This window comes from Enterococcus avium (assembly GCF_002891025.1).
Taxonomy (GTDB): domain Bacteria; phylum Bacillota; class Bacilli; order Lactobacillales; family Enterococcaceae; genus Enterococcus_A; species Enterococcus_A avium.
This window is the reverse complement of record NZ_NBSL01000002.1, coordinates 2,052,367-2,079,099: the sequence shown is the minus strand read 5'-3', so window position 1 is coordinate 2,079,099 and position 26,733 is coordinate 2,052,367. Positions and strand designations below refer to the sequence as shown.

At 40.2% G+C, this 26,733-nt stretch carries 27 protein-coding genes and 2 tRNA genes; 23 read left to right on the top strand and 6 right to left on the bottom strand.

Annotation, left to right across the window (positions count from 1 at the left end; translation table 11 throughout):
• Positions 1-9: 9 nt before the first annotated feature.
• Positions 10-984, bottom strand: a complete 975-nt coding sequence (locus AUF14_RS10575) for a ring-cleaving dioxygenase (protein ID WP_102866033.1) — start codon at positions 982-984, stop codon at positions 10-12.
• A 123-nt stretch (positions 985-1,107) separates the two neighbouring features.
• Between AUF14_RS10575 and AUF14_RS10570 the strand changes: the two genes are divergently transcribed.
• Positions 1,108-1,749: an HAD family hydrolase gene (locus AUF14_RS10570; protein WP_016181185.1), complete on the top strand. Its 642-nt coding sequence runs from the start codon at positions 1,108-1,110 to the stop codon at positions 1,747-1,749.
• Positions 1,750-1,799: 50 nt separating this feature from the next.
• On the opposite strand, the gene apf is transcribed toward AUF14_RS10570, so the two are convergent.
• Positions 1,800-2,405, bottom strand: a complete 606-nt coding sequence (apf, locus tag AUF14_RS10565; RefSeq protein ID WP_048720777.1) for an aggregation-promoting factor — start codon at positions 2,403-2,405, stop codon at positions 1,800-1,802.
• Between the two features lie 370 nt (positions 2,406-2,775).
• Between apf and AUF14_RS10560 the strand changes: the two genes are divergently transcribed.
• From AUF14_RS10560 to AUF14_RS10525, 8 genes are all read left to right on the top strand, one after another.
• Complete coding sequence (locus AUF14_RS10560; protein ID WP_049219880.1) at positions 2,776-3,765, top strand: LacI family DNA-binding transcriptional regulator; 990 nt, start codon at positions 2,776-2,778, stop codon at positions 3,763-3,765.
• A gap of 278 nt (positions 3,766-4,043) precedes the next feature.
• The gene (locus AUF14_RS10555) at positions 4,044-5,447 is read left to right on the top strand and encodes a L,D-transpeptidase family protein (RefSeq protein ID WP_102866032.1); all 1,404 of its coding nucleotides are present in this window, start codon (positions 4,044-4,046) and stop codon (positions 5,445-5,447) included.
• 150 nt (positions 5,448-5,597) lie between these two features.
• The gene (locus AUF14_RS10550) at positions 5,598-6,917 is read left to right on the top strand and encodes an IS91 family transposase (protein ID WP_102866031.1); all 1,320 of its coding nucleotides are present in this window, start codon (positions 5,598-5,600) and stop codon (positions 6,915-6,917) included.
• 16 nt (positions 6,918-6,933) lie between these two features.
• Positions 6,934-7,086 carry a hypothetical protein gene (locus AUF14_RS10545; protein ID WP_225844263.1) on the top strand — a complete coding sequence of 51 codons (153 nt, stop codon included), beginning with the start codon at positions 6,934-6,936 and terminating at the stop codon, positions 7,084-7,086.
• 286 nt (positions 7,087-7,372) lie between these two features.
• The gene (locus AUF14_RS10540) at positions 7,373-8,104 is read left to right on the top strand and encodes a GntR family transcriptional regulator (protein ID WP_016181189.1); all 732 of its coding nucleotides are present in this window, start codon (positions 7,373-7,375) and stop codon (positions 8,102-8,104) included.
• A 12-nt stretch (positions 8,105-8,116) separates the two neighbouring features.
• Entirely contained in the window at positions 8,117-9,289 is a 1,173-nt protein-coding gene (gene agaS, locus AUF14_RS10535; protein ID WP_049221666.1) for an SIS domain-containing protein, read from the top strand.
• Positions 9,290-9,311: 22 nt separating this feature from the next.
• Entirely contained in the window at positions 9,312-10,319 is a 1,008-nt protein-coding gene (lacD, locus tag AUF14_RS10530) for a tagatose-bisphosphate aldolase (RefSeq protein ID WP_048720769.1), read from the top strand.
• A gap of 11 nt (positions 10,320-10,330) precedes the next feature.
• A complete protein-coding gene (locus AUF14_RS10525) occupies positions 10,331-11,272 on the top strand; it encodes a hexose kinase (RefSeq protein ID WP_049221663.1) in 942 nt (313 codons plus the stop codon).
• A gap of 17 nt (positions 11,273-11,289) precedes the next feature.
• Here AUF14_RS10525 and AUF14_RS10520 read toward each other — a convergent pair whose 3' ends face one another.
• Positions 11,290-12,000, bottom strand: a complete 711-nt coding sequence (locus AUF14_RS10520; RefSeq protein WP_016181193.1) for a GntR family transcriptional regulator — start codon at positions 11,998-12,000, stop codon at positions 11,290-11,292.
• Between the two features lie 170 nt (positions 12,001-12,170).
• Between AUF14_RS10520 and AUF14_RS10515 the strand changes: the two genes are divergently transcribed.
• The 7 genes from AUF14_RS10515 (at position 12,171) to AUF14_RS10485 (ending at position 18,101) form a co-directional block, all read left to right on the top strand.
• Positions 12,171-13,949, top strand: a complete 1,779-nt coding sequence (locus AUF14_RS10515; RefSeq protein ID WP_049221660.1) for a glycoside hydrolase family 35 protein — start codon at positions 12,171-12,173, stop codon at positions 13,947-13,949.
• Between the two features lie 2 nt (positions 13,950-13,951).
• On the top strand, positions 13,952-14,431 hold the full coding sequence (locus AUF14_RS10510) for a PTS system mannose/fructose/N-acetylgalactosamine-transporter subunit IIB (protein ID WP_016181195.1): 480 nt from the start codon (positions 13,952-13,954) through the stop codon (positions 14,429-14,431).
• Positions 14,432-14,443: 12 nt separating this feature from the next.
• Complete coding sequence (locus AUF14_RS10505) at positions 14,444-15,340, top strand: PTS mannose/fructose/sorbose/N-acetylgalactosamine transporter subunit IIC (RefSeq protein ID WP_049221658.1); 897 nt, start codon at positions 14,444-14,446, stop codon at positions 15,338-15,340.
• A complete protein-coding gene (locus AUF14_RS10500; protein ID WP_049221656.1) occupies positions 15,327-16,136 on the top strand; it encodes a PTS system mannose/fructose/sorbose family transporter subunit IID in 810 nt (269 codons plus the stop codon). Before AUF14_RS10505 ends, AUF14_RS10500 begins: the two co-directional genes overlap by 14 nt.
• 37 nt (positions 16,137-16,173) lie before the next feature.
• Positions 16,174-16,578 (top strand): PTS sugar transporter subunit IIA, encoded by a 405-nt coding sequence (locus AUF14_RS10495; protein WP_048719460.1) that lies wholly within the window; start codon positions 16,174-16,176, stop codon positions 16,576-16,578.
• Positions 16,579-16,721: 143 nt separating this feature from the next.
• Complete coding sequence (locus tag AUF14_RS10490) at positions 16,722-17,315, top strand: helix-turn-helix domain-containing protein (RefSeq protein WP_049221654.1); 594 nt, start codon at positions 16,722-16,724, stop codon at positions 17,313-17,315.
• Positions 17,316-17,423: 108 nt separating this feature from the next.
• Positions 17,424-18,101, top strand: a complete 678-nt coding sequence (locus AUF14_RS10485) for a phosphatase PAP2 family protein (RefSeq protein WP_016181200.1) — start codon at positions 17,424-17,426, stop codon at positions 18,099-18,101.
• A gap of 3 nt (positions 18,102-18,104) precedes the next feature.
• On the opposite strand, the gene AUF14_RS10480 is transcribed toward AUF14_RS10485, so the two are convergent.
• Positions 18,105-18,177, bottom strand: a tRNA-Thr gene (locus tag AUF14_RS10480).
• A 117-nt stretch (positions 18,178-18,294) separates the two neighbouring features.
• Positions 18,295-19,356 (bottom strand): serine hydrolase domain-containing protein, encoded by a 1,062-nt coding sequence (locus AUF14_RS10475; RefSeq protein WP_226080546.1) that lies wholly within the window; start codon positions 19,354-19,356, stop codon positions 18,295-18,297.
• 217 nt (positions 19,357-19,573) lie between these two features.
• Here AUF14_RS10475 and AUF14_RS10470 point away from each other — a divergent pair.
• The 6 genes from AUF14_RS10470 to AUF14_RS10445 all read left to right on the top strand — a co-directional run bounded on the left by AUF14_RS10470 (position 19,574) and on the right by AUF14_RS10445 (position 24,784).
• Positions 19,574-19,647: transfer RNA gene (locus AUF14_RS10470), tRNA-Asn, on the top strand.
• Between the two features lie 179 nt (positions 19,648-19,826).
• Complete coding sequence (locus tag AUF14_RS10465; protein ID WP_048721788.1) at positions 19,827-20,798, top strand: acyltransferase family protein; 972 nt, start codon at positions 19,827-19,829, stop codon at positions 20,796-20,798.
• Positions 20,799-20,854: 56 nt separating this feature from the next.
• Positions 20,855-22,183: a C1 family peptidase gene (locus AUF14_RS10460; protein WP_049222028.1), complete on the top strand. Its 1,329-nt coding sequence runs from the start codon at positions 20,855-20,857 to the stop codon at positions 22,181-22,183.
• Between the two features lie 231 nt (positions 22,184-22,414).
• Positions 22,415-23,200, top strand: coding sequence for a tyrosine-protein phosphatase (locus AUF14_RS10455; RefSeq protein WP_016181204.1), 786 nt, complete (start codon positions 22,415-22,417; stop codon positions 23,198-23,200).
• Positions 23,201-23,212: 12 nt separating this feature from the next.
• Positions 23,213-24,046, top strand: coding sequence for a fructosamine kinase family protein (locus AUF14_RS10450; protein ID WP_016181205.1), 834 nt, complete (start codon positions 23,213-23,215; stop codon positions 24,044-24,046).
• Positions 24,047-24,784 (top strand): acyl-[acyl-carrier-protein] thioesterase, encoded by a 738-nt coding sequence (locus AUF14_RS10445; RefSeq protein ID WP_016181206.1) that lies wholly within the window; start codon positions 24,047-24,049, stop codon positions 24,782-24,784.
• Positions 24,785-24,833: 49 nt separating this feature from the next.
• Here the strand turns inward: AUF14_RS10445 and AUF14_RS10440 are convergent, their stop codons facing one another.
• A complete protein-coding gene (locus AUF14_RS10440) occupies positions 24,834-25,808 on the bottom strand; it encodes an asparaginase (protein ID WP_016181207.1) in 975 nt (324 codons plus the stop codon).
• An 89-nt stretch (positions 25,809-25,897) separates the two neighbouring features.
• Here AUF14_RS10440 and AUF14_RS10435 point away from each other — a divergent pair, with 89 nt between their 5' ends.
• Positions 25,898-26,728, top strand: coding sequence for a DUF72 domain-containing protein (locus AUF14_RS10435; RefSeq protein WP_049222031.1), 831 nt, complete (start codon positions 25,898-25,900; stop codon positions 26,726-26,728).
• Positions 26,729-26,733 lie beyond the last annotated feature (5 nt).

Below are 26,733 nucleotides of genomic sequence, written 5' to 3'. Positions count from 1 at the left end.
GTATTCTCCTTATTGACGTTTTTTATTGGCATCAGATGTGTCGAATGGCCGAACGTACTCTTCGATTTCTTTTCGTTTTGACTGTAAATGAGGTGGTAAGGAAAGATTCTCCCCTGCGTGCTCATAGGTTTCATCCTGCAAGAAGCCTGGCCCATCCGTTGCTAACTCAAACAAAACATGCGGTGCTGCTAAGAAATATTCTGATTGGAAATAGAAACGATCGACAAAACCAGAATTTGGGAATTCTAAGGCGTTGATTTTCTCGATCCAATCCCGCAAAGCGTCATCATCAGCAACGCGTAAAGCTAAATGGTGTACATTGCCGTAGCCTTCTTGTGCTGGAATCATGTCTGGCTGGTCATCGACAATGATGGTTGCTCCATTGCCGCCTTCGCCTACCTCAAATTGATGCATGCTACCTTCAGCAGCTGTTTCCTTAAAGCCTAGAAGATTTTCTAAAACTAATTTTAAATGGTCAAATTTTGCCACAGTTACAATCGTAGGTCCTAATCCGAAAATCGCGTGTTCAGCAGGAACGTTTGAATTTTTCCATGGTGTTCCGCCAGCGACGCCGTGATTTTTTTCATCGGACACTAATTGAAACAATTGATCATCGTAATCATGAAATTCAAGGTATTTTTTGCCAAAACGCTCCTTAATCTCTCCATGAGCGACAGCTAAATCTGTAAAGCGTTGTGCCCAATACTCCAATGAAGCATCGGTTGGAACACGAAAGCCCGTACGTGAAATGCTGTTGGTTCCTTTTGTTCCTTTGGGAATCCGTGGGAAGTCAAAGAATGTCATATCTGTTCCAGGAGCACCAGTGTCATCGGTAAAGTATAAATGATAGGTTTCAATATCGTCTTGATTGACGGTTTTTTTAATCATACGTAAGCCTAAAATATCCGTGAAGAAGCGATAATTTTTTTCGGCACTGGAAGTTATAGCTGTAACGTGGTGTAATCCGCGAATTTGTGTATCCATAATAAATTCCTCCTAATTCCTTACTAAAAGTAAGTATAAGTGTTGTCCATTTTTTTAGCAAGAATATTGCCTTAGGTTGATATTTGTCAGAGGAATCAGTAGGATGGAAGCAGGAGGTAGAGGATGAAAAAGATTGTATTGTTTGATTTAGATGGAACATTGACGGATTCAAGTGAAGGAATCATAAATAGTGTGTGTTATATGTTGAAAAAAAAGGGCTTAGCTATTCCTGATGAGGCGACGTTACATAGTTTTATCGGACCGCCTTTAACGGATACATTGAAACAGCTATATGATTTGAAGGAAGCAGAAGCAGATAAAGCGGTGCAGATTTATCGCGAATACTATGCAGAACAGGGAATCAAGCAATTATCTGTCTATGATGGTATCGAAGAGGTACTTGCTTCACTAGCTCCGGATTACTATTTAGCTATAGCGACATCAAAGCCGGAGTTTTATGCCGAGCAGATTATTGCAAATACTGGCTTATCTAAGTATTTTTCAGGAATTTTCGGCGCGGATCTAGCCGGTATACGGTCAAATAAAACGGATGTGATTGCCTATGCGTTAGCTCAATTGGAAGAAACTCCCGCTGTAATGATCGGTGACCGAAAATTTGATATCATTGGTGCCAAAGCCAATCAGATCAAGAGCATTGGCGTGCTCTATGGTTTTGGAGAGCGCAATGAAATGATTGAAGCACAAGCAGATCGAATTGTTGCAACCGTTGATGAATTATCTGTCGCCATAAGACAGAGCTTCTAAAAATAAAAAAAACCCTCATTTGAGGGTTTTTTAAAGGCTCTTCTATCGACTTAGTACCAGCCGTTTGCTTGCCAGAATGCTTGAGCGCCTTCCCATGAACCATAGCGAGAAGTCACGTATTGGTCGGCTACACGTTCTTGGTTTGCTGCAGAGTAGTCACCATTTAAGTATGAAGCTGATAATTGGTAACGTCCAATGTATTGGCCGTTAGTCGCAGTGTATGAACCGCTAGATTCACGTTGTGCAATCCATTCTTTCGCTGCATTTGTGCTAGCTGGTGTTGAAGCTTCAGCAGCAGGAGCAGCGGCTTGTTGTACAGGAGCAGCTGTTTGTGTAGTTTCTTGAACGGGTGCTTGCGCTGTTTGAGCAGGAGCTGCTTGTTCTTGAACTGGTGCTACTGTTGTATTGCCCTTAGCGTCTGTATCGATCGTTAAGTTTTGACCTTCAAAAATCATGTCAATATTAGAAATTTTGTTTTCTTTAGCAATTGAATCAACCAAGCTGTTATCGCCAGCAAATTTGATTGAGATTTTTGATAAGGTATCACCAGCTTGAACTGTGTAGTTTTCTGCTGCATGTGCTTCGTTTGTCCCTAGTGCAAATACCGCGCCAGCTGTTAGTAAAGTCGTAAGTACAAGAGTTTTTCCAAATTTCATTATGTAAATTCCTCCAAAAAAGTTTTTAAATGTAAATCAGTCATTTCGACTACGAGTGATACTTTACCATCGTTTCAGATTGCGTGGGTTATAAACCAGTGACAATACGTTACAGTGTAATGTATTAATGTGACAATAAATAACCGAACGTGTGTTTTTGAAATACTTAATCTCTTTTAAGAATAATTAAAAACAGCGTACTGATAAGGTTTTTGGCAGGTTTTTATCATGTCTTATTTTGAAAGCGCTGCTTAAAGTTGCAATGTTGAAATTTTGTTGTAAAAAATCAGAAAATTCTATACGAAAAAATCATGGAAATCACCAGAAATTTTCTTAAGAAAAGGTAAACCAAGCTAGATTGAGGTGGAAAATGAAAATCACAATGAAAGAGGTGGCTCGCTTAGCAGGGGTTTCAGTGACGACAGTGTCTCAGATTCTCAATCAAAAGGGCGGCCGCTTTAGCGAAGCGACGAGACAAAGGGTATTAAAGGTGATTGCAGAGCAAGATTATTCCCCAAATTATTTTGCTTCCAATATTATCGCGAAAAAATCGAAGACGATCGGCGTGATTGTTCCGGATTTTTCGGAACAGTTTGCTTCGGCGATTGTCCGAAAAATCAGAGAGCAATTGGAAAAGCAGGGCTATTATCTGATTATCTGTGAATCAGATCATGATTTTTTTAAGGAACAGGAATTATTGAATCAACTAGCAAGAATTGCAGTCGAAGGAATTTTTCTGTTCACGCCAAATGATTACCAGGGAAAGAAAATCATCGAACGTGGACGTTTTCAAGAGATTCCGGTCGTTTTTGCTGATCGCGGTTTGAATGAAGGGTTTTATGGGACCATCAAGCTGGATGAATATTCTGGTGTTTATCGTGCAATCGAATGGCTGATCACAGAAGGTCATGAAAAAATTGCTTTTATTATGGATAATGCTGAGCACTATCATCTGACAGAACGTTTTGATGCTTATTGCCAGGCGTTGAAGGATCATGATCTATTAATAGAAGAAAAATACATTAAGCAGATGCCTTTGACGATAGCTGGAGGGTATCAAGGAACGATTGATTTGTTAAAAGAGACGGACGTTCGTGCGATTTTTTGTTGTGACGATATGCTGGCGATCGGCTGTTACCAAGCGCTATATGATAGCGGGAAGAAGATGAATCAGGACATCACGATTATTGGCTTTGATGGCGGTGAAGTCACACAAATCCTTCGTCCTCAAATAAAAAGCGTTCGTCAGCCATACGAAGAATTAGGCAAGGCCTACGCCGAAAAAATCCAAATGGCGATTGACCAGCCCGATCGAAGGATGGACGATCGGCTTTTTCAGGTCGCTTTCGAAACAACATAATAAGTTCGAAGTAGGAAGAAAAACTTATATCCCGCATGGTTTTCGGGATGTGAAATTATTTTAAAATTATTTCATAGCAAAAATTATATTGAAAATGTTTGCTAAAAATATTTTTAACTTAGTATATATGCTACTTCATAAAAAAGTCATAATTTATCGGCCAAAAGCCATTATTTTTCTGATAAAATATGATGGTAATAAAGTTATAGTATTTCTTAGCCAGCAGGGGTAGTTGGCGTGAATGCATCAATTTTAAGCGAGAAAAGTGAGGGTATATTTTGAGAGGTATTAGGGAGGATTTTTTTCAAGAGAAAACGAAAAAAATCATTATTATCAGTTTGGTGGTTTTACTTGTAGTTGTTAGTTTTTATTCATTTAAGAGTGTTCATTATGCGGATCGGTTGTTACCGAAAACGAAGGTAAACAGTATCAATGTTGGCGGATTAACGCTTGAGCAGGCGAATAAAAAAATAAATGCTGAATTAACAGAGGCGCCCTTTGAAATTCACCTGGGCAGTACCATATGGAAGCAATTTAAACGAAGTGAATTGGGCTGGCAAACAGATCATCTGGAGGAGCTTAGCAAAATCAAGCAAAATCAAAAACCATTTGCTTGGGGAATTACCAGCTTGTTTGGCAGCCAGTACGATTTGCCGAATATATACGATCAATCCAAAGTAGATCAATTGATAGATAGTTTGGGTACAGTGCTCCTTCAAACAAACGCTGCGCGTGTGCCGACAAAAAATGCTATGATTGAATGGCAAGAGGATCATTTTGTGATTGTCCCAGAAAAGCAAGGAGATACCTTTGATGTCGAAGCGGTCAAAACTGCTTTAAAGAAGTATCTGGAAAATGGTGAGGATTCACTAGATACGGAGGATTATTACGCCCAGCCAGTTCTGACTAAAGAAGATAGTACATTAAAAAAATTAAAGACTAAAATGAATCAATTAGCCAAGCTAAAGGCAGTCTATACGATTGGCGGAAAGCAGCTAACGATTCCTCCCCAAGAACTTAGCAGCTGGTTAACTACCAATGAAAAAGCGGAAGTGCTTTTGAAACAGGATCAGGTGACGGCTTTTGTGACGAAGTTGAATGAAGAAAACAATACGAAAGAAAATCCGACATCCTTTAACAGTACTTTACGAGGAACCGTTTCTGTTCCTGCAGGTCTTTATAACTGGACGATCGATATTCCTTCAGAGGTGAAGGAATTAAGTGCTCAGATTCTAAAAGGCGAGAACTTTAATCGTGTACCAAAAGTAGTAAGTGATGTAGAAAATATTCAGACAAGCATTGGCAATACTTATGTAGAGGTGGATCTGCAAAATCAGCACATGTGGTATTACAAAGAAGGAAAGCTGCAATTTGAAACGGATATCGTCAGTGGAAAACCGTCAACGCCGACTCCTCCTGGATTAAACTATGTTCGAAGCAAGTCAATGGATCAGGTGCTGAGAGGTTTGAATGACGACGGCTCTAAATATGCTAGTCCTGTCCGGTATTGGATGCCAATCGACGATACAGGTGTTGGTATCCATGATTCCGATTGGCAGTACGCCTATGGCGGAGATTTGTGGCTGTATCGCGGCTCTCATGGCTGTATCAATACGCCTCCGGCCAAAATGGCTGAGCTGTATCCTATGCTTGATGAGGGAACACCAGTCTTAGTTTTTTAAGAAAAAATCAGATATAAGTGAACGTGCTAACCTGCGGGTTGGCACTTTTTTTAAACAGTAAAGAAAGTATAAAAAGTTAAGGGCTAAAAAGGCTGCACTACCAGTCTTTTAGCCCTTTTCATTTTGTTTTTGAACAAGTAAAATATTACTATGAAAGCGAATATTCTCGAAGCAATCTTTTTTGACGAACACCATAATTGGGATAACTTTGTTGAGAAATACGGGCGAAAGATTCGGCTAGTCGTCAAACGGGAAGTAAACAAGTTTAGATATTGTGGAGATATTCAAAAAGGATACCGACTGTTTGTCTGCGAAGGATGTCATCAAACAAAGTTTGTTCCCTTGAAATGTCGTGGAAAGTTCTGTCCAACGTGTGCAACAGGTGAAAGCCAAAGTTGGTCAGCGGTTGTGGCGAATGATATGTTTAAAGTGACACATCGGCACGTAATCTTTACGATCAATGAGGGGTTACGGGAAATCTTTATGATGGAAAACTATCGAGATTCCTTACTGAAAGGACTAATGGATGAAGCCGCAAAAATTATTCTTGCCTATTTTGAGAAAAGAAAGGTGAAGGCAGGTATAGTAGCTACAATCCACACCTTTGGATCAAAACTAGAATTTAATCCGCATGTTCATATGGTTGTTACTATGGGTGGCTTAACAAGAGATGGAAGTTGGGAAGAATACGATTATTTACCTTTTTCTATGTTAAGAAAATACTGGAAAAATGCTGTATTGAAACTAATTAGACGAACGTTAGGTGAGTGGGACAAGCAAAGAGTTCAATCAAGATTACAAGCTGCGTACAAGAACAATGGAGAAGGGTTTTACGTAAATGCTCCTAAAAGGAGCAGGACAAATCTAAAGTCACTACTCCAATACATCAGTCGTTATATGAAGCGTGGCCCGATCGCATTAAGCCGAATCTTAATGTATGATGGCGACACTGTCATGTTCAACTATATGGACAAACGAACGAATACTAAAGAGACGATGACCATGAGTATAGACGAATTCATAGCTGCACTGATTCGCCATATTCAAAATAAGAATTTCAAAACGATTCGTCGCTATGGAATCTATAGTCGTAGAATCAAAACATTAATGAAAAAGGTCATGAAGGAGTATCAGAAACGAGTAAAAAAGCGGTTTATCAATCTGAATGAGGCCTTAAGACCAAAATCCTGGGAAGAAAGAATAACCGAAGAATTTGGTGAAAATCCCTTAGAATGTTCTTGTTGCGGTGAGTACTATGAATTCGTTGGGATGAGTGTGCGCAAAAATGGAAGGTTAGTTATTAAATATGCGAAAGATAACCATGCAAAGCGGTTTATGCGAGAGGAGAATCGAAAAATTGACCAAAAAGAATTCAGGCAACAGTATGAAGAAGAAAAAGAAAAAACTTTTAAAGCAATTCGCTGGGATTGGGAACGCCAACGTGAAATTTATATGTCTAAGTTGTGGTGAAAAAGAATCAATCCCAATGGATGTAGTAAAATTTTTAGATGATGCAGATATTGCAAATGATCCGAACAATCCTCCCCAATTTACCTGTGAAAAATGTGGGAAGGAGATGTATCCAGAATATTATAGAAACGCCCTTGGAATAGAGTTTAAGATCAGTGATCTTCAATAAGAAGGTTAATCATACAAAAAGTCCACCGGAGAATTCATTCTCCGGTGGTTTTCTTATGCTCTAATTGCGTCAACTGGTATTAGATTTTCATACCAATTATTGAAAAGTTTATTTGAATATAGTTTGAAAGAAAAATTCTACTAGCATATTTTATCTTACGAAAACTTGATAAAACAGCATTTTAAGCCGACAGTAAAATTACTAAAAGATTTATTGTTGACAAAGGTAAAAAAACCACCTTACCATTGGGTTGTGGTTATAACCAGTTTAAAAGAAGGAGAAGCCCATGGAAAATTCTTTTAAAAACAAAGCTTTGTATCATCAACTTGTAGATTTATTGAAGAAGCGGATGGAAAGTGGCATGATTCCTCATGATAAGCTGCCATCTGAGCGGGAATTAACAGCTCAGTACGGAGTTAGTCGGACGACGGTTCGTTTAGCTTTGCAAGAGCTGGAAAACACGGGGTACATTTATCGGCGTCATGGAAAAGGGACATTTGTCTCTGATATCAAAACAGCTGCTGCAGATTTAGCTGGTGCCTACAGCTTTACCGAACAAATGAAAAGCCTCGGCAGACATCCTGAGACGCGAATTTTATCCTTTGAAAAAATGGAAGCCGATAAATTTATCGCACAACGACTCAATCTTCCTTTAGGAGAAGCAGTTTTCAAATTGAGTCGGCTGCGGATCGCGGATCGAGAGCCTTTAATGATTGAAGATAGCTATCTGCCTGTCAAATTCTTCTTGTCATTAGATGATCAGCTATTAAGAAGCAAGCCCTTGTACGATCTTTTTTCAGAAGATTTTAAGCAAACGGTCCGTTTAGCAGATGAAGAGCTTTATGCCAGCATCGCTTCAAAGGATGACGCGAAACAGCTGATGATCCCTGAAGGAGCACCAGTCCTGCATTTAGTCCGTCAGACCTACAATATGAAAAATGAAATCATTGAATTTACTTTGAGCGTTGCTCGCGCGGATCAATTTCATTATCAGATTCGTCATATTCGAAATAGTTAGGAGAATTAAAGCATGTTTACAATAGAAAAAGAAAAATTGGAACAAATGGGAGCGGAGATCACGACGCGTGAGATTCGCCAACAGCCGGAACTTTGGAAAGAAACGATTGACCTTTATCAGTCAGCCCAAGGGGAATTAGAAAATTTTCTTACAGAAGTCCAAAAACAAGCAAAGGGTCAGCGTACACGCGTAATTTTCACCGGTGCAGGAACCTCCCAATATGTAGGCGACACGCTGGTTCCTTATTTGCGCAAACACGGCGATCGTCAAGCATTCAGCTTTGAAAGTATCGGAACCACTGACATCGTGGCGGAGCCTGAAGAATATTTAATCAAAGAGGAACCGACCTTACTGGTATCCTTTGCCAGAAGCGGAAACAGTCCTGAAAGTTTGGCAGCAGTTGAAATCGCAAATCAAGTCGTGGATACGATCCATCATTTATCAATCACCTGTGCAAAAGAGGGAAAATTGGCGCAAATCAGCCAAGCCGATTCCAAGAGCTTTTTATTCTTAATGCCTGTTCGTTCGAATGATGACGGTTTTGCCATGACTGGCAGCTTCTCCTGTATGACACTAGGCGCGTTGCTGACATTTGATCAAACAGCACTAGAGGAAAAGCAAAACTATGTAGAAACATTGAACGCTTTAGGAAACGAAGTGATCGCCCGTGAGCATGACATCGAAGAAATTGTCGCACTTGATTTTGAACGAATTGTTTATGTCGGTTCCGGCAGTTTAGCAGGCTTGACCAGAGAAGCACAATTAAAAATCCTAGAACTGACCGCTGGAAAAATCGCGACAGTCTTTGATTCATCGATGGGCTTTAGACACGGACCAAAATCATTTATCAATGAAAAAACTATTATGTTCGGTTTTGTCAATAATGATCCATACACGCGGGATTACGATTTAGATATCTTAGAAGAAGTTCACGAAGATGAAATCGCTTCCGGTGTCTTTGCTATCACTCAACCCGGAAAACGGAATTTCTCTGGGGATACGTTCGAGTTTGCAACTGGGACTTCTTTACTTCCAGATGCCTATTTAGCACTAGGCTATGTCATGGTAGCACAAACTGTCGCGCTTTTAACATCGGTGAAAGTTGCGAATACACCTGACACGCCTTCACCAACGGGAACAGTCAATCGAGTGGTAAAAGGCGTAACGATTCATGACTATAAATAGGAATTAACTGGGAGGAAGAAACATGCTTACATTAACAACAGGTAAAAAAGCGGCGATGGACCGTTTATCAACAAAGGATGGCATTATCAGTGCCTTAGCAATTGATCAACGTGGGGCGTTAAAAAAAATGATCAAAGCGTTAAATGTCGAACCAACGGATAAGCATATTGAGCATTTTAAAGAATTGGTATCGAGCGAGCTGACACCATATGCGTCTTCGATCTTATTGGACCCTGAATACGGTCTGCCTGCAGCAAAAGTACGTCATGCAGATGCAGGTCTATTGCTGGCATATGAAAAAACAGGCTACGATGCAACCACACCAGGACGTTTACCTGATCTATTAGCGGATTGGTCGGTTTTACGACTAAAAGAACAAGGTGCCGATGCTATCAAGTTTTTACTTTATTATGATGTGGATGAAGATCCTGCGATCAATCATCAAAAGCATGTCTTTGTCGAACGGTTAGGCAGTGAATGTGCAGAAGAAGATTTGCCATTTTACTTAGAATTGGTTTCTTATGATGCGCAAATTTCAGATGCTGGTTCATTTGACTATGCTAAAGTGAAACCGCACAAGGTCAATGATATGATGAAGGAATTCTCAAAACCGCAATACAAAGTGGATGTTCTAAAAGTGGAGGTCCCAGTGAATATGAATTTCGTTGAAGGCTTTGGTACTGGTGAAATCGCTTATACAAAAGAAGAAGCGGCAAACTATTTCTTAGAACAAAGCCAAGCAACGGATTTACCATTTATTTTCTTAAGCGCAGGTGTTTCAACGGAGCTATTCCAACAAACATTGGTATTTGCTAAAGAAGCTGGCTCCACCTTCAATGGTGTGCTCTGTGGGCGTGCCACCTGGAAAAATGGTGTAAAGCCGTTTATTGAATCAGGTGAAGCTGCTGCTCGTGACTGGCTGCAAAGCGAAGGTCGTGAAAATATCGAAAGCTTGAACAACGTGTTAAAACAAACGGCAAGCTCATGGCATGACAAAGTTCAAGTCGTAGAAGAAGCAGCGGTGAACTAGGAGGCGAGCTCGTGATAGTAACAGTAACGATGAACCCGTCCATTGATATTTCTTATCCACTGGAGAAACTGAAGCTAGACACGGTCAATCGAACCGATCAGGTGAGTAAAACAGCTGGCGGAAAAGGACTTAATGTCACGCGTGTCATTCATGATTTGAAGGGCGATGTTTTAGCAACGGGTGTTTTAGGCGGTTTTCATGGCGCTTATATCTCGGAAGAATTAAAGAAAGCAGATATCAAGCAGGCATTTACAGCGATCCAAGAAGAAAGTCGAGATTCAATTGCGATCTTGCATGAAGGAAACCAGACGGAAATATTAGAAGCTGGTCCGACAGTTTCAGAAGCGGAACAGCAGGCTTTTTTGGAAAATTTTCAGGAGTTGGTTAAAGAAGCCGAGATTGTCACCATTTCAGGCAGTCTGGCTAAAGGGCTCCCATTGAATTTTTATCAAAGGCTCGTTCAATTAGCGGAAGAACAAGTGGTAAAAGTCCTTGTGGATACCTCTGGTGAAAGCTTGAGGCAGGTGTTAGCCGGTGAGCATAAACCCTTTTTGATTAAGCCAAACCTTGAAGAACTAGAAGCTTTATTAGGACAGCCGTTTTCAATTGATGATCTAGAAGCGCTTCAGCGTGCTTTAGCTCAGCCTCTGTTTACTGGGGTGGAGTGGATCGTTGTGTCACTAGGCAAAGATGGGGCGCTTGCAAAATATCGTGATTCTTTCTATCGAGTAACGATTCCAACGATTAAAACAGTTAATCCAGTGGGGTCAGGTGATGCTACTATAGCTGGGTTTGCCTATGGCTTATCACAAAAAATGAGCGTAACAGAACTGCTGAAGCTGTGTATGGCAGCCGGTATGGCCAATGCTCAAGAAGAACGAACAGGTCATGTCAATCCAGCGAATGTGGACATGCATTTTGAAGAGATCAACGTAAAAAAGATCGAGCAATAAGCTCGATCTAGTCAGGATTAATTGTTTTTTGAGACCAGTTCAATTTTATAAAAGTTCCATTTTTTATAGGATTCAACATATTCCAGCATTTGCTGTGTATCCCTTCGTTTGGTCACACGGACTTGGAGAACAGTTGGTTCATCAGCAGAAATCTCCAGCAGCTTTGCTGCATCTGAAGGAGTCGGGAACTTGATTTCATTTGTTTCGGTAAAGTCTTCTTCGTTCATATGGATATTATAATCTAGCTTAAAGCGTTGATAGATGGAATTGTAATAGCTCAGTTCTTGATAATTAGGATTCACATATTGTTCCGGCAAATAGGTCTGCTGATAGATATACGGAGTTTCTTCGGCTTTGCGCAAGCGTTTGATGCAGTAATAAAATGCTGTATCAGGCAATTCGAGCTTACTTAAATAAACGGGATCATTTCCTCGTGTGATTGATAAGACTTGTACCTGATCATTACTTATAGGAAACAACTCGATATCGGAAAATTCGACTATTTTTCCTTTACGGGCGCGCGAGACGAAAGAACCACGGCCTTGATGTCGAACAATGAATCCATCCTTAACTAAATCATTCAACGCGCGAATGACGGTGATTGAGCTGACACTGAACATTTCTGCCAACTCGGCTTCCGTATAAAATTTGTCGCCATTTTCGAATTTACCAGAAATGATTTGCTGTTTTAGTTCATCTTTTATGATTTGGTATTTTGGGATGACCATAGGAACCTCCAAACAATGAATAGGAATTAAAAGTTTCATTAGAATTTTTTGATTTTGTGGTTATGGCTTGATTTTAACACATTCCACTAAAATAAGGAGAGTTGACTTTCAGTATCGGATAATTTAATATATTAATATATTAAAAACGCTTTCATTTAAGGAGGGAGCTTTTGAAAACATTTGAGATTAAAGAAGATTTTCTTTTAAACGGCCAGCCCTTTAAAATCATGTCAGGAGCGATACATTATTTTCGGATTGACCCAGCGGATTGGTATCACTCACTGTATAACCTGAAAGCTTTAGGCTTCAATACCGTTGAAACGTATATACCATGGAATTTGCATGAACCAAAAAAAGGTGAGTTCCATTTTGAAGGAATACTAGATTTGGAACGCTTTTTATCAATTGCAAAGGAACTCGAGTTATATGCGATCGTAAGACCATCACCATACATTTGTGCAGAATGGGAGTTTGGTGGATTCCCCGCTTGGCTACTAAACGAAGACACACGCATCCGAACAAATGAAATCGGTTATTTAAAACATGTGGCTGATTATTATGATGTCCTCATAAAGAAACTGGTTCCTCATCAGTTGTCAAATGGCGGAAATATTTTGATGATCCAAATCGAGAATGAATATGGTTCATATGGAGAAGAAAAAGACTATTTACGTTCGGTTCGAGATTTGATGATAAACAGAGGAATCACGGTTCCGTTTTTCACTTCAGATGGGCCTTGGCGTGCGACACTTAGAGCAGGCAGCATGATAGAAGAAGATATTTTAGTTACGGGCAATTTTGGTTCAAAGGCCGAAGAGAATTTTGCATCCATGCAGAGTTTCTTCGATGAACACGGAAAAAAGTGGCCCCTGATGTGCATGGAATTTTGGGATGGCTGGTTCAATCGCTGGAAGGAACCTATTGTTCAACGAGATGCCGAGGAGTTGGCGGAAGCAGTTAAGGAAGTCTTAATTAGAGGCAGTATCAATCTATATATGTTTCATGGGGGAACGAATTTTGGTTTTATGAATGGCTGCTCCGCACGAGGAGTCATTGATTTGCCGCAAATTACTTCTTATGATTACGGGGCTCCGCTAAATGAGCAGGGCAATCCAACCGAAAAATATTTCGCAATTCAAAAAATGATTCATGATACGTTTCCTGAGATTCAACAAATGGAACCGTTGACAAAGAACACAATGGAAGTAAAAGGAATTCCTTTAAGAAATAAAGTCAGCTTGTTTTCAACTTTAGACACGATCAGTCAACCGGTGAAAACGACATATCCAGAGACGATGGAAATGCTAGGACAAAATACTGGCTACATTCTGTATCGCACATCGATTAAAAAGGACGCGGAAGAAGAAAGACTGAGAGTCATTGATGGTCGCGATCGTAGTCAGCTATTTCTAAATCAAAAATTACAAGCGACACAGTATCAGACGCAAATCGGCGAGGATATCATTGTTCCGATGACTGAAGAAACCAATCAATTAGACATATTGATTGAAAATATGGGGCGGGTTAATTACGGACACAAATTATTTGCTGATACACAAAATAAGGGGATTCGAACAGGAGTCATGGCTGATCTGCATTTCCTCACTGATTGGTCGCAGTATTGCTTGCCGCTGGATTCTTGTGAGGCAGTTGATTATTCAAGAGAATGGCAGCCAGAGCAGCCAAGTTTTTATCGCTATGAAGTAGTGCTTGATGAAGTGGAAGACAGCTTTATCGATCTGTCGAATTTTGGAAAAGGTGTCGTTTTTGTCAATCAAGTAAATATCGGACGATTTTGGGAAGTTGGCCCAACACTATCGCTTTATATTCCTAAGGGATTACTTAAAGAAGGCAACAATGAAATCGTGATTTTTGAAACAGAAGGAACCTTTCAACCAGAGATTCAATTGGTAAAAAAACCATTATATAAAGAAATGAAAGAGGGATAACAATGAGTATTATTGGAGTAAGAATTGACGGACGTTTGATTCACGGACAGGTAGCAAACTTATGGACAACAAAACTGAATATTACGCGGATCATGGTGGTAGATGATGAAGTGGCACAAAATGATATTGAAAAAAGCGGACTGAAGCTGGCTACTCCAGCAGGCGTGAAGCTAAGCGTGCTGCCGATTGAAAAAGCCGCTAACAATATCTTAGCAGGGAAATATGATTCTCAACGTCTATTGATCATTGCCCGCAAACCCGATCGTTTATTGAAGCTAGTTGAGTTAGGTGTTCCAATTGAAGAAATCAATGTTGGAAATATGTCGCAAACAGATGAAACGCGTTCAATTACTAAATCAATCAATGTTGTCGATCAGGATGTAGAAGTATTCAACCAATTACATGCTAAAGGCGTTCGATTGATCGCACAAATGGTACCAAGTGATAAAGCAGAAGACTTTATGAATCTATTAGCGAAATAGGAGGATAAGTAAATGGATATCTTATGGTGGCAGATCTTATTATTAACATTATATGCAGGGTATCAAATTTTAGATGAATTACAAATTTATTCATCATTGAGTGCACCAGTCTTTGCCGGATTATTTGCCGGCCTAGTAATGGGCGATTTAAAAGCAGGACTTATTATTGGCGGTAGTATGCAATTGACCGTACTAGGTGTCGGTACATTTGGAGGCGCATCAAAAATTGACGCTAACTCCGGAACGATTCTAGCAACAGCTTTTTCAGTAGCATTGGGAATGAATCCAGAGCAAGCAATCGCGGCAATTGCGGTACCAGTTGCCAGCTTGATGATTCAATTAGATATTTTGGCTCGTTTTGCCAATACGTATTTCGCTCATCGGATTGATAAATTAGTCGAAGATATGAATTATAAAGGCATTGAACGCAACTTCTTGATGGGGGCCATTCCATGGTCATTTTCTCGCATGATTCCAGTCTTTCTAGCGCTGGCATTTGGTGGAGGCTTAGTCGAAAAGGTTGTTGCTGTCTTGAATGGTGATTTGAAATGGTTAGGTGACGGTCTATCTGTAGCCGGAGCAGTTTTACCAGCTGTCGGGTTTGCGATTTTATTACGTTACTTGCCTGTGAAAAAACACTTTCCTTACTTGATCCTAGGGTTCACGTTAACAGCGTTACTAGGAACAGTCTTTACGAATATGCAGGTTTTAGGCACTGGTGTTGCGGGTGTTGTGAAGAATTTCGAAGGCATTTTCAATTCACTTCCTATGTTAGCCATCGCATTGATCGGATTTGCTTTAGCTGCGATCAGTTATAAGAATGGACAGATGATTCCAAATTCCCCAGCACCGAAAGAAGTTGCTTCCAATGATTCAGATGAAGGAGAGATTGAAGATGACGAAATCTAATTATAAGTTGACGAAGGAAGATTTTAAGCAGATCAATCGCAGAAGCTTGTTTACCTTCCAATTAGGCTGGAACTATGAACGGATGCAAGGATCAGGCTACCTTTATACAATCTTGCCGCAATTACGTAAGATTTATGGCGATGACACGCCGGAATTAAAAGAAATTATGAAGACTCATACACAATTTTTTAATACGTCAAACTTCTTCAATACAATCGTGACTGGGATTGACTTGGCGATTGAAGAAAAAGAAGGAATCGGCGGAAAAGACACTGTATCAGGGATGAAGGCTGGGTTAATGGGTCCCTTTGCGGCAATTGGGGATTCGATCTTCGCCGCATTGATTCCAACGATTTTTGGGGCCTTGGCAGCGAATATGGCGATCAATGGAAATCCAACCGGTATCTTCATTTGGATCATCGCACAAATCGCGGTGATGATCTTCCGTTGGAAACAACTGGAATTCGCTTATCGTGAAGGAATCTCTTTAGTTACAACGATGCAGCATCGCTTAACTGCTTTGACAGACGCGGCGACGTTACTTGGAGTCTTCATGGTTGGGGCGTTAGTTGCCACCATGATCAATGTAAAATTCTCTTGGGCACCGAGCATTGGTGATGTGACGTTGAATATGCAGAACAATCTTGATATGATCTTACCGCGCTTATTACCAGCAGGAATCGTTGCAGCGATTTATTGGATGCTAGGTAAAAAGAACATGACTTCAACCAAGGCGATTTTTATCGTATTAGTTGTCTGTGTGGCATTATCAGTATTAGGTGTGATTTCTAAATAAGTTAGGCTGATTCCAATGAATAATGAGGAGCGAACCAATGGGAAAACAATTAGTTTTAGTGAGTCATGGACTCTTTTGTGAGGAATTGAAAAAGAGTACGGAAATGATTATGGGACCGCAAGAAAGCATCCATACAGTCAGTTTACTTCCCGCAGAGTCAGCGGAAGATTTTCGCGCAAAATTTGAAGCAGTTATTGCGGATTTAGATGATTTTGTCGTGCTGGCTGATTTGATGGGCGGAACACCTTGTAATGTAGTCTCGCGGATGATTTTAGAAGGGCAAGCGATCGAACTATACGCAGGAATGAATATGCCGATGGTGATTGATTTCATCAATAGTGAATTGATCGGTACAGAGCTTGCATTAGTCGAATCTGCGACAAGTAATATTTGCCACGTGAATGAACGGATCATCGGTGACGATGATGACGAGGACGAGTAAAATCTCATAGAAGATGATATAGAGGCGTCGTTTATTTGTGAATAGGAGCTGGTTTGAAAGTCTAAAAGACTTTCGAACCAGCTCCTTTTTCTGTTCTGCTATTATGGTATGATTGAGGAGAAAAGAAAGAATGGGAGATTAGAGTGGATTTCAACGAGAAACTAAAGCAATTACGTCAAAATAGGCAATGGACGCAGGAAGAATTAGCAGAGAGACTATTTATCTCACGAACAGCAGTTTCCAAATGGGAGTCAGGTCGCGGGTTTCCCAGTATTGATTCCTTAAAAGCTATTTCGCAGGTTTTTGATATTTCTATTGATGAGTTGCTATCCAATAGTGAATTGCTGTCAATTGCAGAAAATGAGCAGCAACAGCAGCGGAAAAACTTTCAACATTTGCTTTTAGGTATTTCAGATTGCATGGTCGGCTTATTAATTGTTCTGCCGATTTTTGGTCAAGCACAAGGGAACCATATTGCGTTTGTCTCTTTATGGCAACTTTCGCAGGAAACAATTATCTTCAAGCTTATTATTTTTTCATTCGTTATTTTAACAATGCTGTTCGGCATTTTTGAACTCGCTTTTTCTAGGCGAGAACAACGAATTATTGGATCGGTTTCTTTGATTTTATCGTTGTTCGGCGTACTGCTTTTCATCATGACTAGACATCCATACCCGGCAACGTATGTATTAATGCTTTTGGCAGTGAAGGGGATTTCCCTATTAAATAGCCGTTGATACGCATCGTCACATCAAGGTGACGGTGCGCTTCTTTTTGTTTCTGGCAGTCTCTGATACGTTTTATTTGGATAGCTTCCAAATAATTGTTAGGAGAGGATTAGTCAAATGAAAATAGCAAAGAAGCAATTAGAAACAGCCATAGGATTATTGATCGTCTTTATTTTATACACGATTTCTTTATCCTTGTTCGATGTACAGAAAATAGGTCCGCAGCATTCGGAGGTGGGCTTTTCTACAATTAATCAATACGTATTTCAGAAGATAGGTACTAGTGAATTTTGGTATCAAGTGACGGAAATCTTAGGGATTTTTCCATTGATAATCGTGGGGTATTTTGCTTTACGAGGATTTTTCCAATTGTATACCCGCAAGAAGCTCTTACTAGTGGACAAGGAAATTCTTGCGCTAGGATTTCTTTATGCTGGAGTCGCCGCTTGCTATGTTCTTTTTGAAAAAGTCATCATCAATTATCGACCGATTTTAGTGGATGGACAGCTAGAGGCATCCTATCCGTCAAGTCATACTTTTCTGGCGATTACAGTCTTACTGTCAGCTTTTTATGTATTAAGAAAGGAAACAGGAACGGGAAAAGCAATCATCGCCTATGTGAGCCTGGTGGTCATGATTGCGCTGGTTATCGGACGTTTTTTGTCTGGAGCCCATTGGGGAACCGATATTTTTGGTGGAATTTTATTAGGTCTGACACTTGCCAGCTGCTACCTTGCAGGAATTGAAAGTAGTTCTAAACAAAAAAAAAGAACGTTGAAAACTCAACGTTCTTAGAAGAGCCACCTGTCGGGCTTGAACCGACGACCTCTTCCTTACCATGGAAACGCTCTACCAGCTGAGCTAAGGCGGCATAGTTATTTAACACAAGATATAGAATAGCGAAAACAAGCTTATTTGTCAACTGGTTAAACAGAAAAAAATGCGGCATTAGCTGCTGTGAATTCTTTATTTATAAACGAGTCGTCGCTTACGAGCCTGCGACGACTTGTTTATATAGTTTAGAGACGATATCATTATATCCCTTTGGTTGAGTCCAGACATTTGAGAGCAGAATAATGCCATTTTGACCATCTTTTGAAAAATCAACAAGGGCTTCAAAACGTGCCTTAACTCCTCGTGAATGGTAGTTATTTGTCATGTTATAGATTCCGCTGGCGTATTTTTCACCTGGATACGATTGCCATAATGCAGCACGTTCTTGTGTTGTTAAAAATTTGTCCTGATAAAGATCTTGAAAATAGCTGTACAAATCCTCCCCCGACATAAACACATTGCCTGTTCCTAATTCATCTGCGTAAGAAGATACGGTCGTAGGAGCGTAAACAGGGCCGGAGGAACTTTCTGAGTATGAAAGAGCCTGCTGATTGTTCGTTTCTGAATAGAAGCTTGTTTCTTTCAGCTTCATTGGTTTTCTTAAAAGTTTATCAAATAGTGTGCTGTAGTCGGTATGATAGACTTGCTCCAAAATTCCAGCTAACAAAACATAATTGACCGGTTGATAGGAGTAACTAGAATTCGCAGCCACAGTCGTTTGACGAATTGTCTCTGAAAGTATTTTTTGTGGATCAGTAGTGTTCAAGGCGGCAATTTTCTTTTCGTCGATACGTAACCCAGAACTCATATTCAGCATATCTTTGATAGAGATTTTCTCACTATTAGAAATTTGCGGATAAAAGGTGCTGAGCTTTTCCTCTAGGGAAATTTTACCAGATTTAACCGCCTGCATGATCAAATAGGCAGTTTGTCCCTTTTGAACGGAGCCGATGCAATATTGTGTATGAATCGTATTGTGGATTCTTCTAGCTTGATCTTTCCAGCCATAAGCTTTATTCAAAATCACCTGTCCATGCTGAAAAACTAAAACAGTACCGCTAAAATTTTTTTCTACCAATAACTGCTCAATACCAGCGGACGTAGCATTTTTTGGTTCGATTGGTTGCTGATTGGTCAAATCAGTAGTTGTTTTCGTTGCAGGTGTGCTGCTTTTTTTCGTTGCGTGATGCTCAGGATAGCTGTGTTCAGCATACATTCCGCTGAATGCTAGGAGTATTAAAAAAAGCGGAAAAACAAGTGTTAATTTATTTTTCTTTCTTTTTTGGTGCTTGTGTTTTGACATAATAAATCCTCTAATTCTATTTGAAATCGTTCCATTTTTATTTCGATAAAAATTTTCAGCAGTTCCATCTAATTTTTGAAAATTAGGATTGCATCATGAAATAAAAATTGATATTATAGTAAAGTATTCTTCCGGCATAGCTCAGTTGGTAGTAGCGCATGACTGTTAATCATGATGTCGTAGGTTCGAGTCCTACTGCCGGAGTTTTAGAGATGATCTTTTGATCGTCTCTATTTTTTTACACCTAAAAAGTGAATTTTATATGAATAAAAAGCTTAAATATGAGTGAAATATTGAGAAAAGCATGACCTTTTTTTAAAACGAAGTCACTCTCTTTGAACCTAATAACAATCCTCGTTATACTAATAGCGAGGAGGGATTCGATGGAAAAACGCGATGCCTATTTTGACAACGCAAAACTTTTCTTGATGATCTTAGTTGTGTTTGGTCACTTTCTACAGCCGTTTGCAAATGATCATCCTCTATATAATGATTTGTACTATTTTATCTTTACCTTCCACATGCCCGCGTTCATCCTGATCTCAGGTTTTTTCGCGAAAAGTGGACCAAAACCCTTGATGATTTTAGTAAAAAAATTGTTGCTTCCCTACATTTTCTTTCAGTTGTTGTACTCCGGCTATTACACGTTGATTGGCCTGCAGGATTCCTTCAGTCTTGATCTGGGAATTCCGCAATGGTCATTATGGTTTTTATTGAGCTTGTTTTGCTGGAACGTGCTTTTGCATTTGACGCATAAATTTTCAGTAAGACAGGTTTTGATCGCTAGTATACTGATTGCACTGCTCGTGGGGTATTTTCCAATTTTTGATCGTTTTTTAGCGGTTCAACGAACATTGACGTTCTTCCCTTATTTCATGTTAGGCTACGTGATTCCGAAGAATTGGGTCGAAAAGCTGAAGACATATCCGAAAAAATGGATGGCCTTACTGCTATTTAGCGGATTGTTTCTATTTATACAGGGAAACGATTTGATCAATAAGTATTGGGTCTTTGGTTCAAAGCCCTATGAAGACTATCTCAATCAACCGTTACTAGGCGGACCTCAACGTTTGATCTTTTTTATAGCTGGGTTAATCGGAATCGTTGCTTTCTTGATGATTGTCCCAAAAGAACGGCACTTTTTCTCCAATTGGGGAAAAAATACGTTGACGGTGTATTTGCTTCACGGTTTTTTAGTGAAAGGCTTGAGAGCCCTTGAGCTTGATTTCGAAATCAGCTCTTTAGAAGTTCTTTTATTGTTTCTCGGGAGTATGTTGCTAACGGTGCTGCTATCAAGCAAACGACTGGGTCAATGGATCGAAAAAGGAAAAGCAGTTTTGCAGCCTAGTTTGTAAACTAATTGTCTCTTTGCCTCATTAAGCGTAAAATGAGGGGCAAGGAGGCGTTTTTTATGGCAAAAATTACAAATGAACGAACCCAAGCTTTTCGAAAAGCTTTTGAACAAAATTCTAAACAAATCGCATTGCAACGAGGCGTAGTAAAAAATGGTATTCGGGCCTCTGCGGAAAATATTCAGACACATGTGGAAAATACGCCGGTCTTCTCCATTGATCTGGCTACAGGAAAAGTCGCAAACCAAAAACAATCTGGACGCTGCTGGATGTTTGCGGCATTAAATACGTTTCGGCACAAACTGTTGACGACCTTTCAGCTGAAGGACTTTGAGCTTTCACAAAACTATACCTTCTTTTGGGATAAATACGAGAAGGCAAATTACTTCTATGAAAATATATTGAATACAGCAGATCAGCCTGTAACGAGCCGCGAGGTGGCCTTTTTGCTGCAAACACCGCAGCAAGATGGTGGGCAATGGGATATGATTGTGTCTCTTTTCCAGAAATATGGAGTCGTACCGAAAAGTGTGATGCCGGAAAGCAGCAACAGTTCAAACTCTCGCGATCTAAATAATTATTTAAATAAATTATTACGCAAACACGCGGTTCTGCTCCGTCAGATGGTCTTGGAAGAGGCGACAGAAGAAGAGATTCAAGCAAACCGTGAAGCGATGCTGCAGGAAGTCTATAATCTTTTGGCGATCTCATTGGGGACACCGCCAACAGTGTTTGATTTTGAATATCGTGATGAAGAAAAAAATTATCATTTGGATCAAGGACTGACTCCACAAAGCTTCTATGATAAATATGTTGATGTAGATTTAGATGAGTATATCAGTATTATCAATGCGCCGACTGAAGACAAGCCTTTCATGAAATCCTATACGGTGGATATGTTAGGAAATGTAGTGGATGGTAAACAGGTAAAATATTTGAATCTTGAGATGGAGGATTTCAAGGCATTGGCGGTTAAGCAATTAGAGCAAGGCGAATCTGTCTGGTTTGGCTGCGATGTTGGTCAATCCTCAACCCGCGACAGCGGAATCATGGCCTTAGATGCCTATGATGTCGAAGATTTATTTGACGTTGATTTGACCATGACAAAGGCTGAGCGATTAGACTATGGCGAAAGCTTGATGACCCACGCGATGGTTTTGACCGGTGTCGACTTGATTGATGGTCAGGCGAAAAAATGGAAAGTCGAAAACAGCTGGGGAGAAAAAGTTGGTGAAAAGGGCTTTTTTGTAATGAGTGACGAATGGATGGATGAATACACCTATCAAATCGTTGTTCGCAAAGAATTTTTAACACCAGAACAATTAGCTGCCTTCGAGGCAGAACCAACAGTTCTAGCACCTTGGGACCCAATGGGTGCGTTGGCATAAAAGAAAAAAATCTGAGACAGTGTGGCTGTTTCAGATTTTTTTTGAAACGCCCTTTTTACGAACAAAAGCGTTTTCTTGCTGATTATGCTATACTTTTAGCAAAAAGGATGTTGATTCAACTTTTGCAAAAGGCTTAATGAGGGGATTTTATTAAGATAAGTCGCTTGCGAAATGGATATAATTTAGTTGAATGGGAGATGCATTCGGAAAATGAAAAAGGAGGTTGGTTGAATGCCTAAACATTTAGCCGTTCGGCATGCTGAAAATATGCGGGAATTGGGTGGTTATAAGACAAAAGATGGACGGAGGATCGCTCATCAAAAATTGATTCGTTCTGCAGGTATCAATCATATTGATGCGCAGGATAAACACTATTTAAGTAAATACGGGATTAAAAAAGTCGTCGATTTTCGTTCAATTGAAGAGCGAGATTCTCAGCCGGATCAGGAAATACCTGAAGCGAAAAATATTTTCTTGCCAATTTTTCCAATAGAGGAAACCAAGACAGCTTCGGCCTCGCCTAGGAAAATGATGCGTCGGATGCAAAACGGAGAGGATGCGCATCAACAAATGGTCGAGGTATACAAACACTTTGTGACAGATGACCATGTGCGAGGACAGTATCGTAAATTTTTTGATTTAGTCTTGGAGAATTCAAGTGAGAAGGAGAGTCTGCTCTTTCATTGTACGGCAGGAAAAGACCGTACGGGTTTTGCGGCAATCCTGTTATTAAGCAGTCTAGATGTCAATCAAACAACCATCACAAAGGATTATCTAGCAACGAATCGTTATTTAAAGAAGGCTGTCGAAGAAATGTACCAAAAAGCGGAGAAAGCAGGTGTGCCCGCGGATTCGTTGAACGGCATTGAGGATATGATGAAGGCTAAAAAGGAATATCTGCAAACAAGCTTCAAATTAATCAAAGAGCAATATGGAACAATGAATAACTTTATTCGTGATGGAATCGGTGTAACGAAACAAGAAATCAAAGATCTGAAGAAAATTTATTTGTTGTAAGGAGCTGACGAGATGGATGAACTGCTAAACTATTTACAATTACAATCGAAAGCTGTACCGATCGGCGGCGGAGATACCAATCAGGCCTATCGTGTAACAGATGGAGAACGGGATTATTTTCTAAAATACCATCCTCAGATGTCAGCGGACTTTTTTCAAGCTGAGGTTGGCGGGTTGGAAGAATTGAGCAACTTTGTACGCGTTCCAAAAGTTTTTCGACATGGAACTTTTATGGAAGGGGCTTTTATTCTGATGGAATGGATCGAACCTGGTGAAGGGGATCAAAAAGATTTAGCCCATGCATTGAGTAAAATTCATCGAGTAAAAGCCGATTATTTTGGTTATAAAAAAAATAATTTTATCGGCGTCCTTCCGCAAATCAATACATTTACCAGAGACTGGTGGGACTTCTATTTTACCTATCGTTTGGAGATCCAAATTGAAATTGCCAAGGGAAGAAATCATTGGACAACGAAGCGAGAACAAAATTATCAGTTATTTAAAGAGTGGGTGTATCAAAAATGGGGTACAATGTCTTTTGAACCAACTTTATTGCACGGTGATTTTTGGAGCGGCAACACGTTTTTTGATACGCAAGGACAGCCTGTATTTATTGATCCGGTAGTGTCATATGGCCATCGGGAAGTGGATCTGGCCATGTCGCAGCTTTTTGGCGGATTTCGTCGAGAGTTCATCGACAGCTATCAAGAAATTCTACCGATGCGTGCCGGTTGGGAAGAACGACTGACGATCTATCAGCTCTATTATCTGCTTGTTCATCTGAATACCTTTGGCGAGAGTTATGGGGATGCGGTAGATCGTGTCTTAGCTTTAGGAGGAAAGTAATTGGGAAAAAGATACACCTTGAATCATGAGGTCGCCTACTATGAGTGCGATATCAATCAAAATATGACGTTTCCGGCTTTATTAAGCGTTGCTATCAAGGCGTCTTCTGATCAAAGCGATCAATTGGAACGGGGCACTGAATACATTAATACGCTAGGGATTACTTGGGTGATTACTCAAACGGAGGTAACAATTGATCGATTGCCAAAAGTCGGCGAGCAGATCACGGTCGTGACTGAGCCAACCGAATTTAATCGTTATTTCTGTTACCGCAGCTTTTGGGTTTATGATTCAGAGGAAACAGAATTGCTGAAGATTGATATGTCCTTTGTTTTGATGGATGTTGAAAATCGGAAAATGAGCAGTGTGGATGCTAAATTAATGGCACCTTACGAGTCACCGCAGGTTAAAAAGATTCGTCGCTGGCCTAAGATCGAAAAAGTTGAGGGTGAACACCATCAGTTATATCACGTACGTTACTACGATCTTGACAGCAATCATCATGTCAACAATGCCATGTATTTCAATTGGTTGATCGATGTCTTAGGCTATGATTTTATGACACAGCATGAACCGACCTATGTGAATGTAAAATTTGATAAAGAGGTATTATACGGGAACGATATCGAAAGCTTTTATGAAATTGTTGAGGCAGAAGAAGTCAAAACCCGACATGAAATTCGTCTTGGCGATCAACTGGCCTGCGAAGCAAATATTTTATGGCAAAAAAGAAGCTGAATCGAGAGTATTTTCGATCCAGCTTCTTTTTGTCGTGTTGCTTAGCAAATTATTCTTCCATAAATCGCTTCAATTCTTCTTTTGAGAGCTTGGCGTTCAACGCGATCAATAATTTTAACCGGGCCTTTTGACTGTTAATCCCGTTACAGAAGATCACCCCATGCTGAGCTAATTCTACGCCGCCGCCATGATAATCATAGACAGGTTCAGCAATCCCGTTGAAGCAGCGAGAGACTAGAACGATCGGCAGGCCTTTTTCCAGTAAATGATAAAAAGGCGGTAAGGTTTGCGGCGGTAAATTTCCCGCACCCAATGCTTCTACTACGAGACCATCCACAGAAATGGCTTGGTCAAGTATCTTAAAGAACTCGCCCTCCATCCCGGCAAAAACTTTTACAATCGGAATCATCGCATCAAAACTGTCGATATCATAACGAGTTGCCTTGGGAAGTTCTTGTTTGAAAAGAATCTTTGATTTTGTTACTAATCCGATCGGTCCTAGCGTCGGCGTCCTAAATGTGGCGACATTTGTTGTATGGGTCTTTGTCACATAGCGGGCACTGTGGACTTCATCATTCATGACCACTAGCACGCCTTTATTGATGGCACTTTCTGAAGCCGCTACACGGATCGCACATTCAAAATTATAGAGGCCATCACTGCCTAATTCATTGATTGAACGCATCGCGCCGGTGAGAATAATCGGCATTAAATCACCGATGGTTATTTCTAGAAAATAAGCAGTCTCTTCTAATGTATCCGTTCCATGTGTGATAACGACGCTATCAATGCCTTCTTGTTTGGCCGCTTTAATCCGTTCCTTGAGCTGGAACATTGTTTCAACTGTTATATGTGGAGAAGGCAGATTAGAAAAGTCTTCTACGATTAATTCGATATCAGCAGGTAAACGTAATTCTTGCCCCGCCGCCAGTAAAGGATTTTTCTTATCAGGGCGTACAGCACCGTCAGCATCCTGACTCATTGAGATCGTTCCACCTGTATGTAAAATCAAAATCCGTTTCATCTTCATTACTCCATTCGTTATTCGCGCATTGCAATCATTTTTTTGCTATGTTTATTGTATACTATGAAGCAAGGGGAGGCTAGGATACTATGATTCGAATTGGATTAACTTCTTTTAATGAACACAGCAGTCTGACGGGGAAGAAGACCTCTTCTTTGTATGAGTACGCTGGTTACTTACCATTGGTAGAATTAGATACGAATTATTATGGGATTACCAGAAAAAGTTCCGTTGAAAACTGGCTCACACAGGTTCCGGAGGATTTTCGTTTTGTGGTGAAGCTATATGGCGGATTCACAGGACAGGCGAAATGGCAAGATAGTTATCCTTCTATGACTGCGATGCAGGAGCATTTTTTAGAAACCTTGCAGCCGATGATCGAAAGTGGAAAGTTATTTTGCTTTTTAGCGCAATTTCCGGCACAATTTAAATGTACCAAAGAAAACGTCGCTTATTTAGAAACGTTGCGAGAATTGTTCAACGATTTGCCTGTGGCGATCGAGCTGCGAGACTACAGCTGGTATGGCAAAGAGTTCATTGAAAAGACCCGCCAATTAATGAGAACCTTGAACTTTAGTTTGGTGATGGTTGATGAACCGCAGCTGCCTGACACTGTACCGTTGGATACGACGGTAACCAACCCGAATTTCAGCTTGTTCCGTTTCCATGGCAGAAATCAGGCATATTGGAATGATCGCACGGGGGATTGGCGGAAGAAACGTACGCTTTATCGTTACAATGAAGCCGAGCTGAAGATATTAGGAGAAAAAATCCAGCAAGTAGCCAAGGAAACAAAAGAAGTTGGTGTTATCTTCAATAATAACTCCGGTGGGGATGCGGCCGATAATGCTATGCAACTGAAAAAGCGTTTAGGTTTGGATTACGAAGGATTAAATCCGAGCCAAATCGATCTATTTTAAAATGA

Bases quoted from the DNA above. Each gene is read 5' to 3' on its own strand.
- AUF14_RS10570 (WP_016181185.1), top strand. From the start codon at position 1,108: ATGAAAAAGATTGTATTGTTTGATTTAGATGGAACATTGACGGATTCA.
- agaS (WP_049221666.1), top strand. From the start codon at position 8,117: ATGTTTACAATAGAAAAAGAAAAATTGGAACAAATGGGAGCGGAGATC.
- AUF14_RS10505 (WP_049221658.1), top strand. From the start codon at position 14,444: ATGGATATCTTATGGTGGCAGATCTTATTATTAACATTATATGCAGGG.
- AUF14_RS10435 (WP_049222031.1), top strand. From the start codon at position 25,898: ATGATTCGAATTGGATTAACTTCTTTTAATGAACACAGCAGTCTGACG.
- AUF14_RS10485 (WP_016181200.1), top strand. From the start codon at position 17,424: ATGAAAATAGCAAAGAAGCAATTAGAAACAGCCATAGGATTATTGATC.
- AUF14_RS10440 (WP_016181207.1), bottom strand. From the start codon at position 25,808: ATGAAACGGATTTTGATTTTACATACAGGTGGAACGATCTCAATGAGT.
- AUF14_RS10575 (WP_102866033.1), bottom strand. From the start codon at position 984: ATGGATACACAAATTCGCGGATTACACCACGTTACAGCTATAACTTCC.
- AUF14_RS10545 (WP_225844263.1), top strand. From the start codon at position 6,934: ATGGATGTAGTAAAATTTTTAGATGATGCAGATATTGCAAATGATCCG.
- AUF14_RS10540 (WP_016181189.1), top strand. From the start codon at position 7,373: ATGGAAAATTCTTTTAAAAACAAAGCTTTGTATCATCAACTTGTAGAT.
- apf (WP_048720777.1), bottom strand. From the start codon at position 2,405: ATGAAATTTGGAAAAACTCTTGTACTTACGACTTTACTAACAGCTGGC.
- AUF14_RS10455 (WP_016181204.1), top strand. From the start codon at position 22,415: ATGCCTAAACATTTAGCCGTTCGGCATGCTGAAAATATGCGGGAATTG.
- AUF14_RS10500 (WP_049221656.1), top strand. From the start codon at position 15,327: ATGACGAAATCTAATTATAAGTTGACGAAGGAAGATTTTAAGCAGATC.
- AUF14_RS10465 (WP_048721788.1), top strand. From the start codon at position 19,827: ATGGAAAAACGCGATGCCTATTTTGACAACGCAAAACTTTTCTTGATG.
- AUF14_RS10460 (WP_049222028.1), top strand. From the start codon at position 20,855: ATGGCAAAAATTACAAATGAACGAACCCAAGCTTTTCGAAAAGCTTTT.
- AUF14_RS10450 (WP_016181205.1), top strand. From the start codon at position 23,213: ATGGATGAACTGCTAAACTATTTACAATTACAATCGAAAGCTGTACCG.
- AUF14_RS10475 (WP_226080546.1), bottom strand. From the start codon at position 19,356: ATGTATGCTGAACACAGCTATCCTGAGCATCACGCAACGAAAAAAAGC.
- lacD (WP_048720769.1), top strand. From the start codon at position 9,312: ATGCTTACATTAACAACAGGTAAAAAAGCGGCGATGGACCGTTTATCA.
- AUF14_RS10495 (WP_048719460.1), top strand. From the start codon at position 16,174: ATGGGAAAACAATTAGTTTTAGTGAGTCATGGACTCTTTTGTGAGGAA.
- AUF14_RS10520 (WP_016181193.1), bottom strand. From the start codon at position 12,000: ATGGTCATCCCAAAATACCAAATCATAAAAGATGAACTAAAACAGCAA.
- AUF14_RS10560 (WP_049219880.1), top strand. From the start codon at position 2,776: ATGAAAATCACAATGAAAGAGGTGGCTCGCTTAGCAGGGGTTTCAGTG.
- AUF14_RS10510 (WP_016181195.1), top strand. From the start codon at position 13,952: ATGAGTATTATTGGAGTAAGAATTGACGGACGTTTGATTCACGGACAG.
- AUF14_RS10550 (WP_102866031.1), top strand. From the start codon at position 5,598: ATGAAAGCGAATATTCTCGAAGCAATCTTTTTTGACGAACACCATAAT.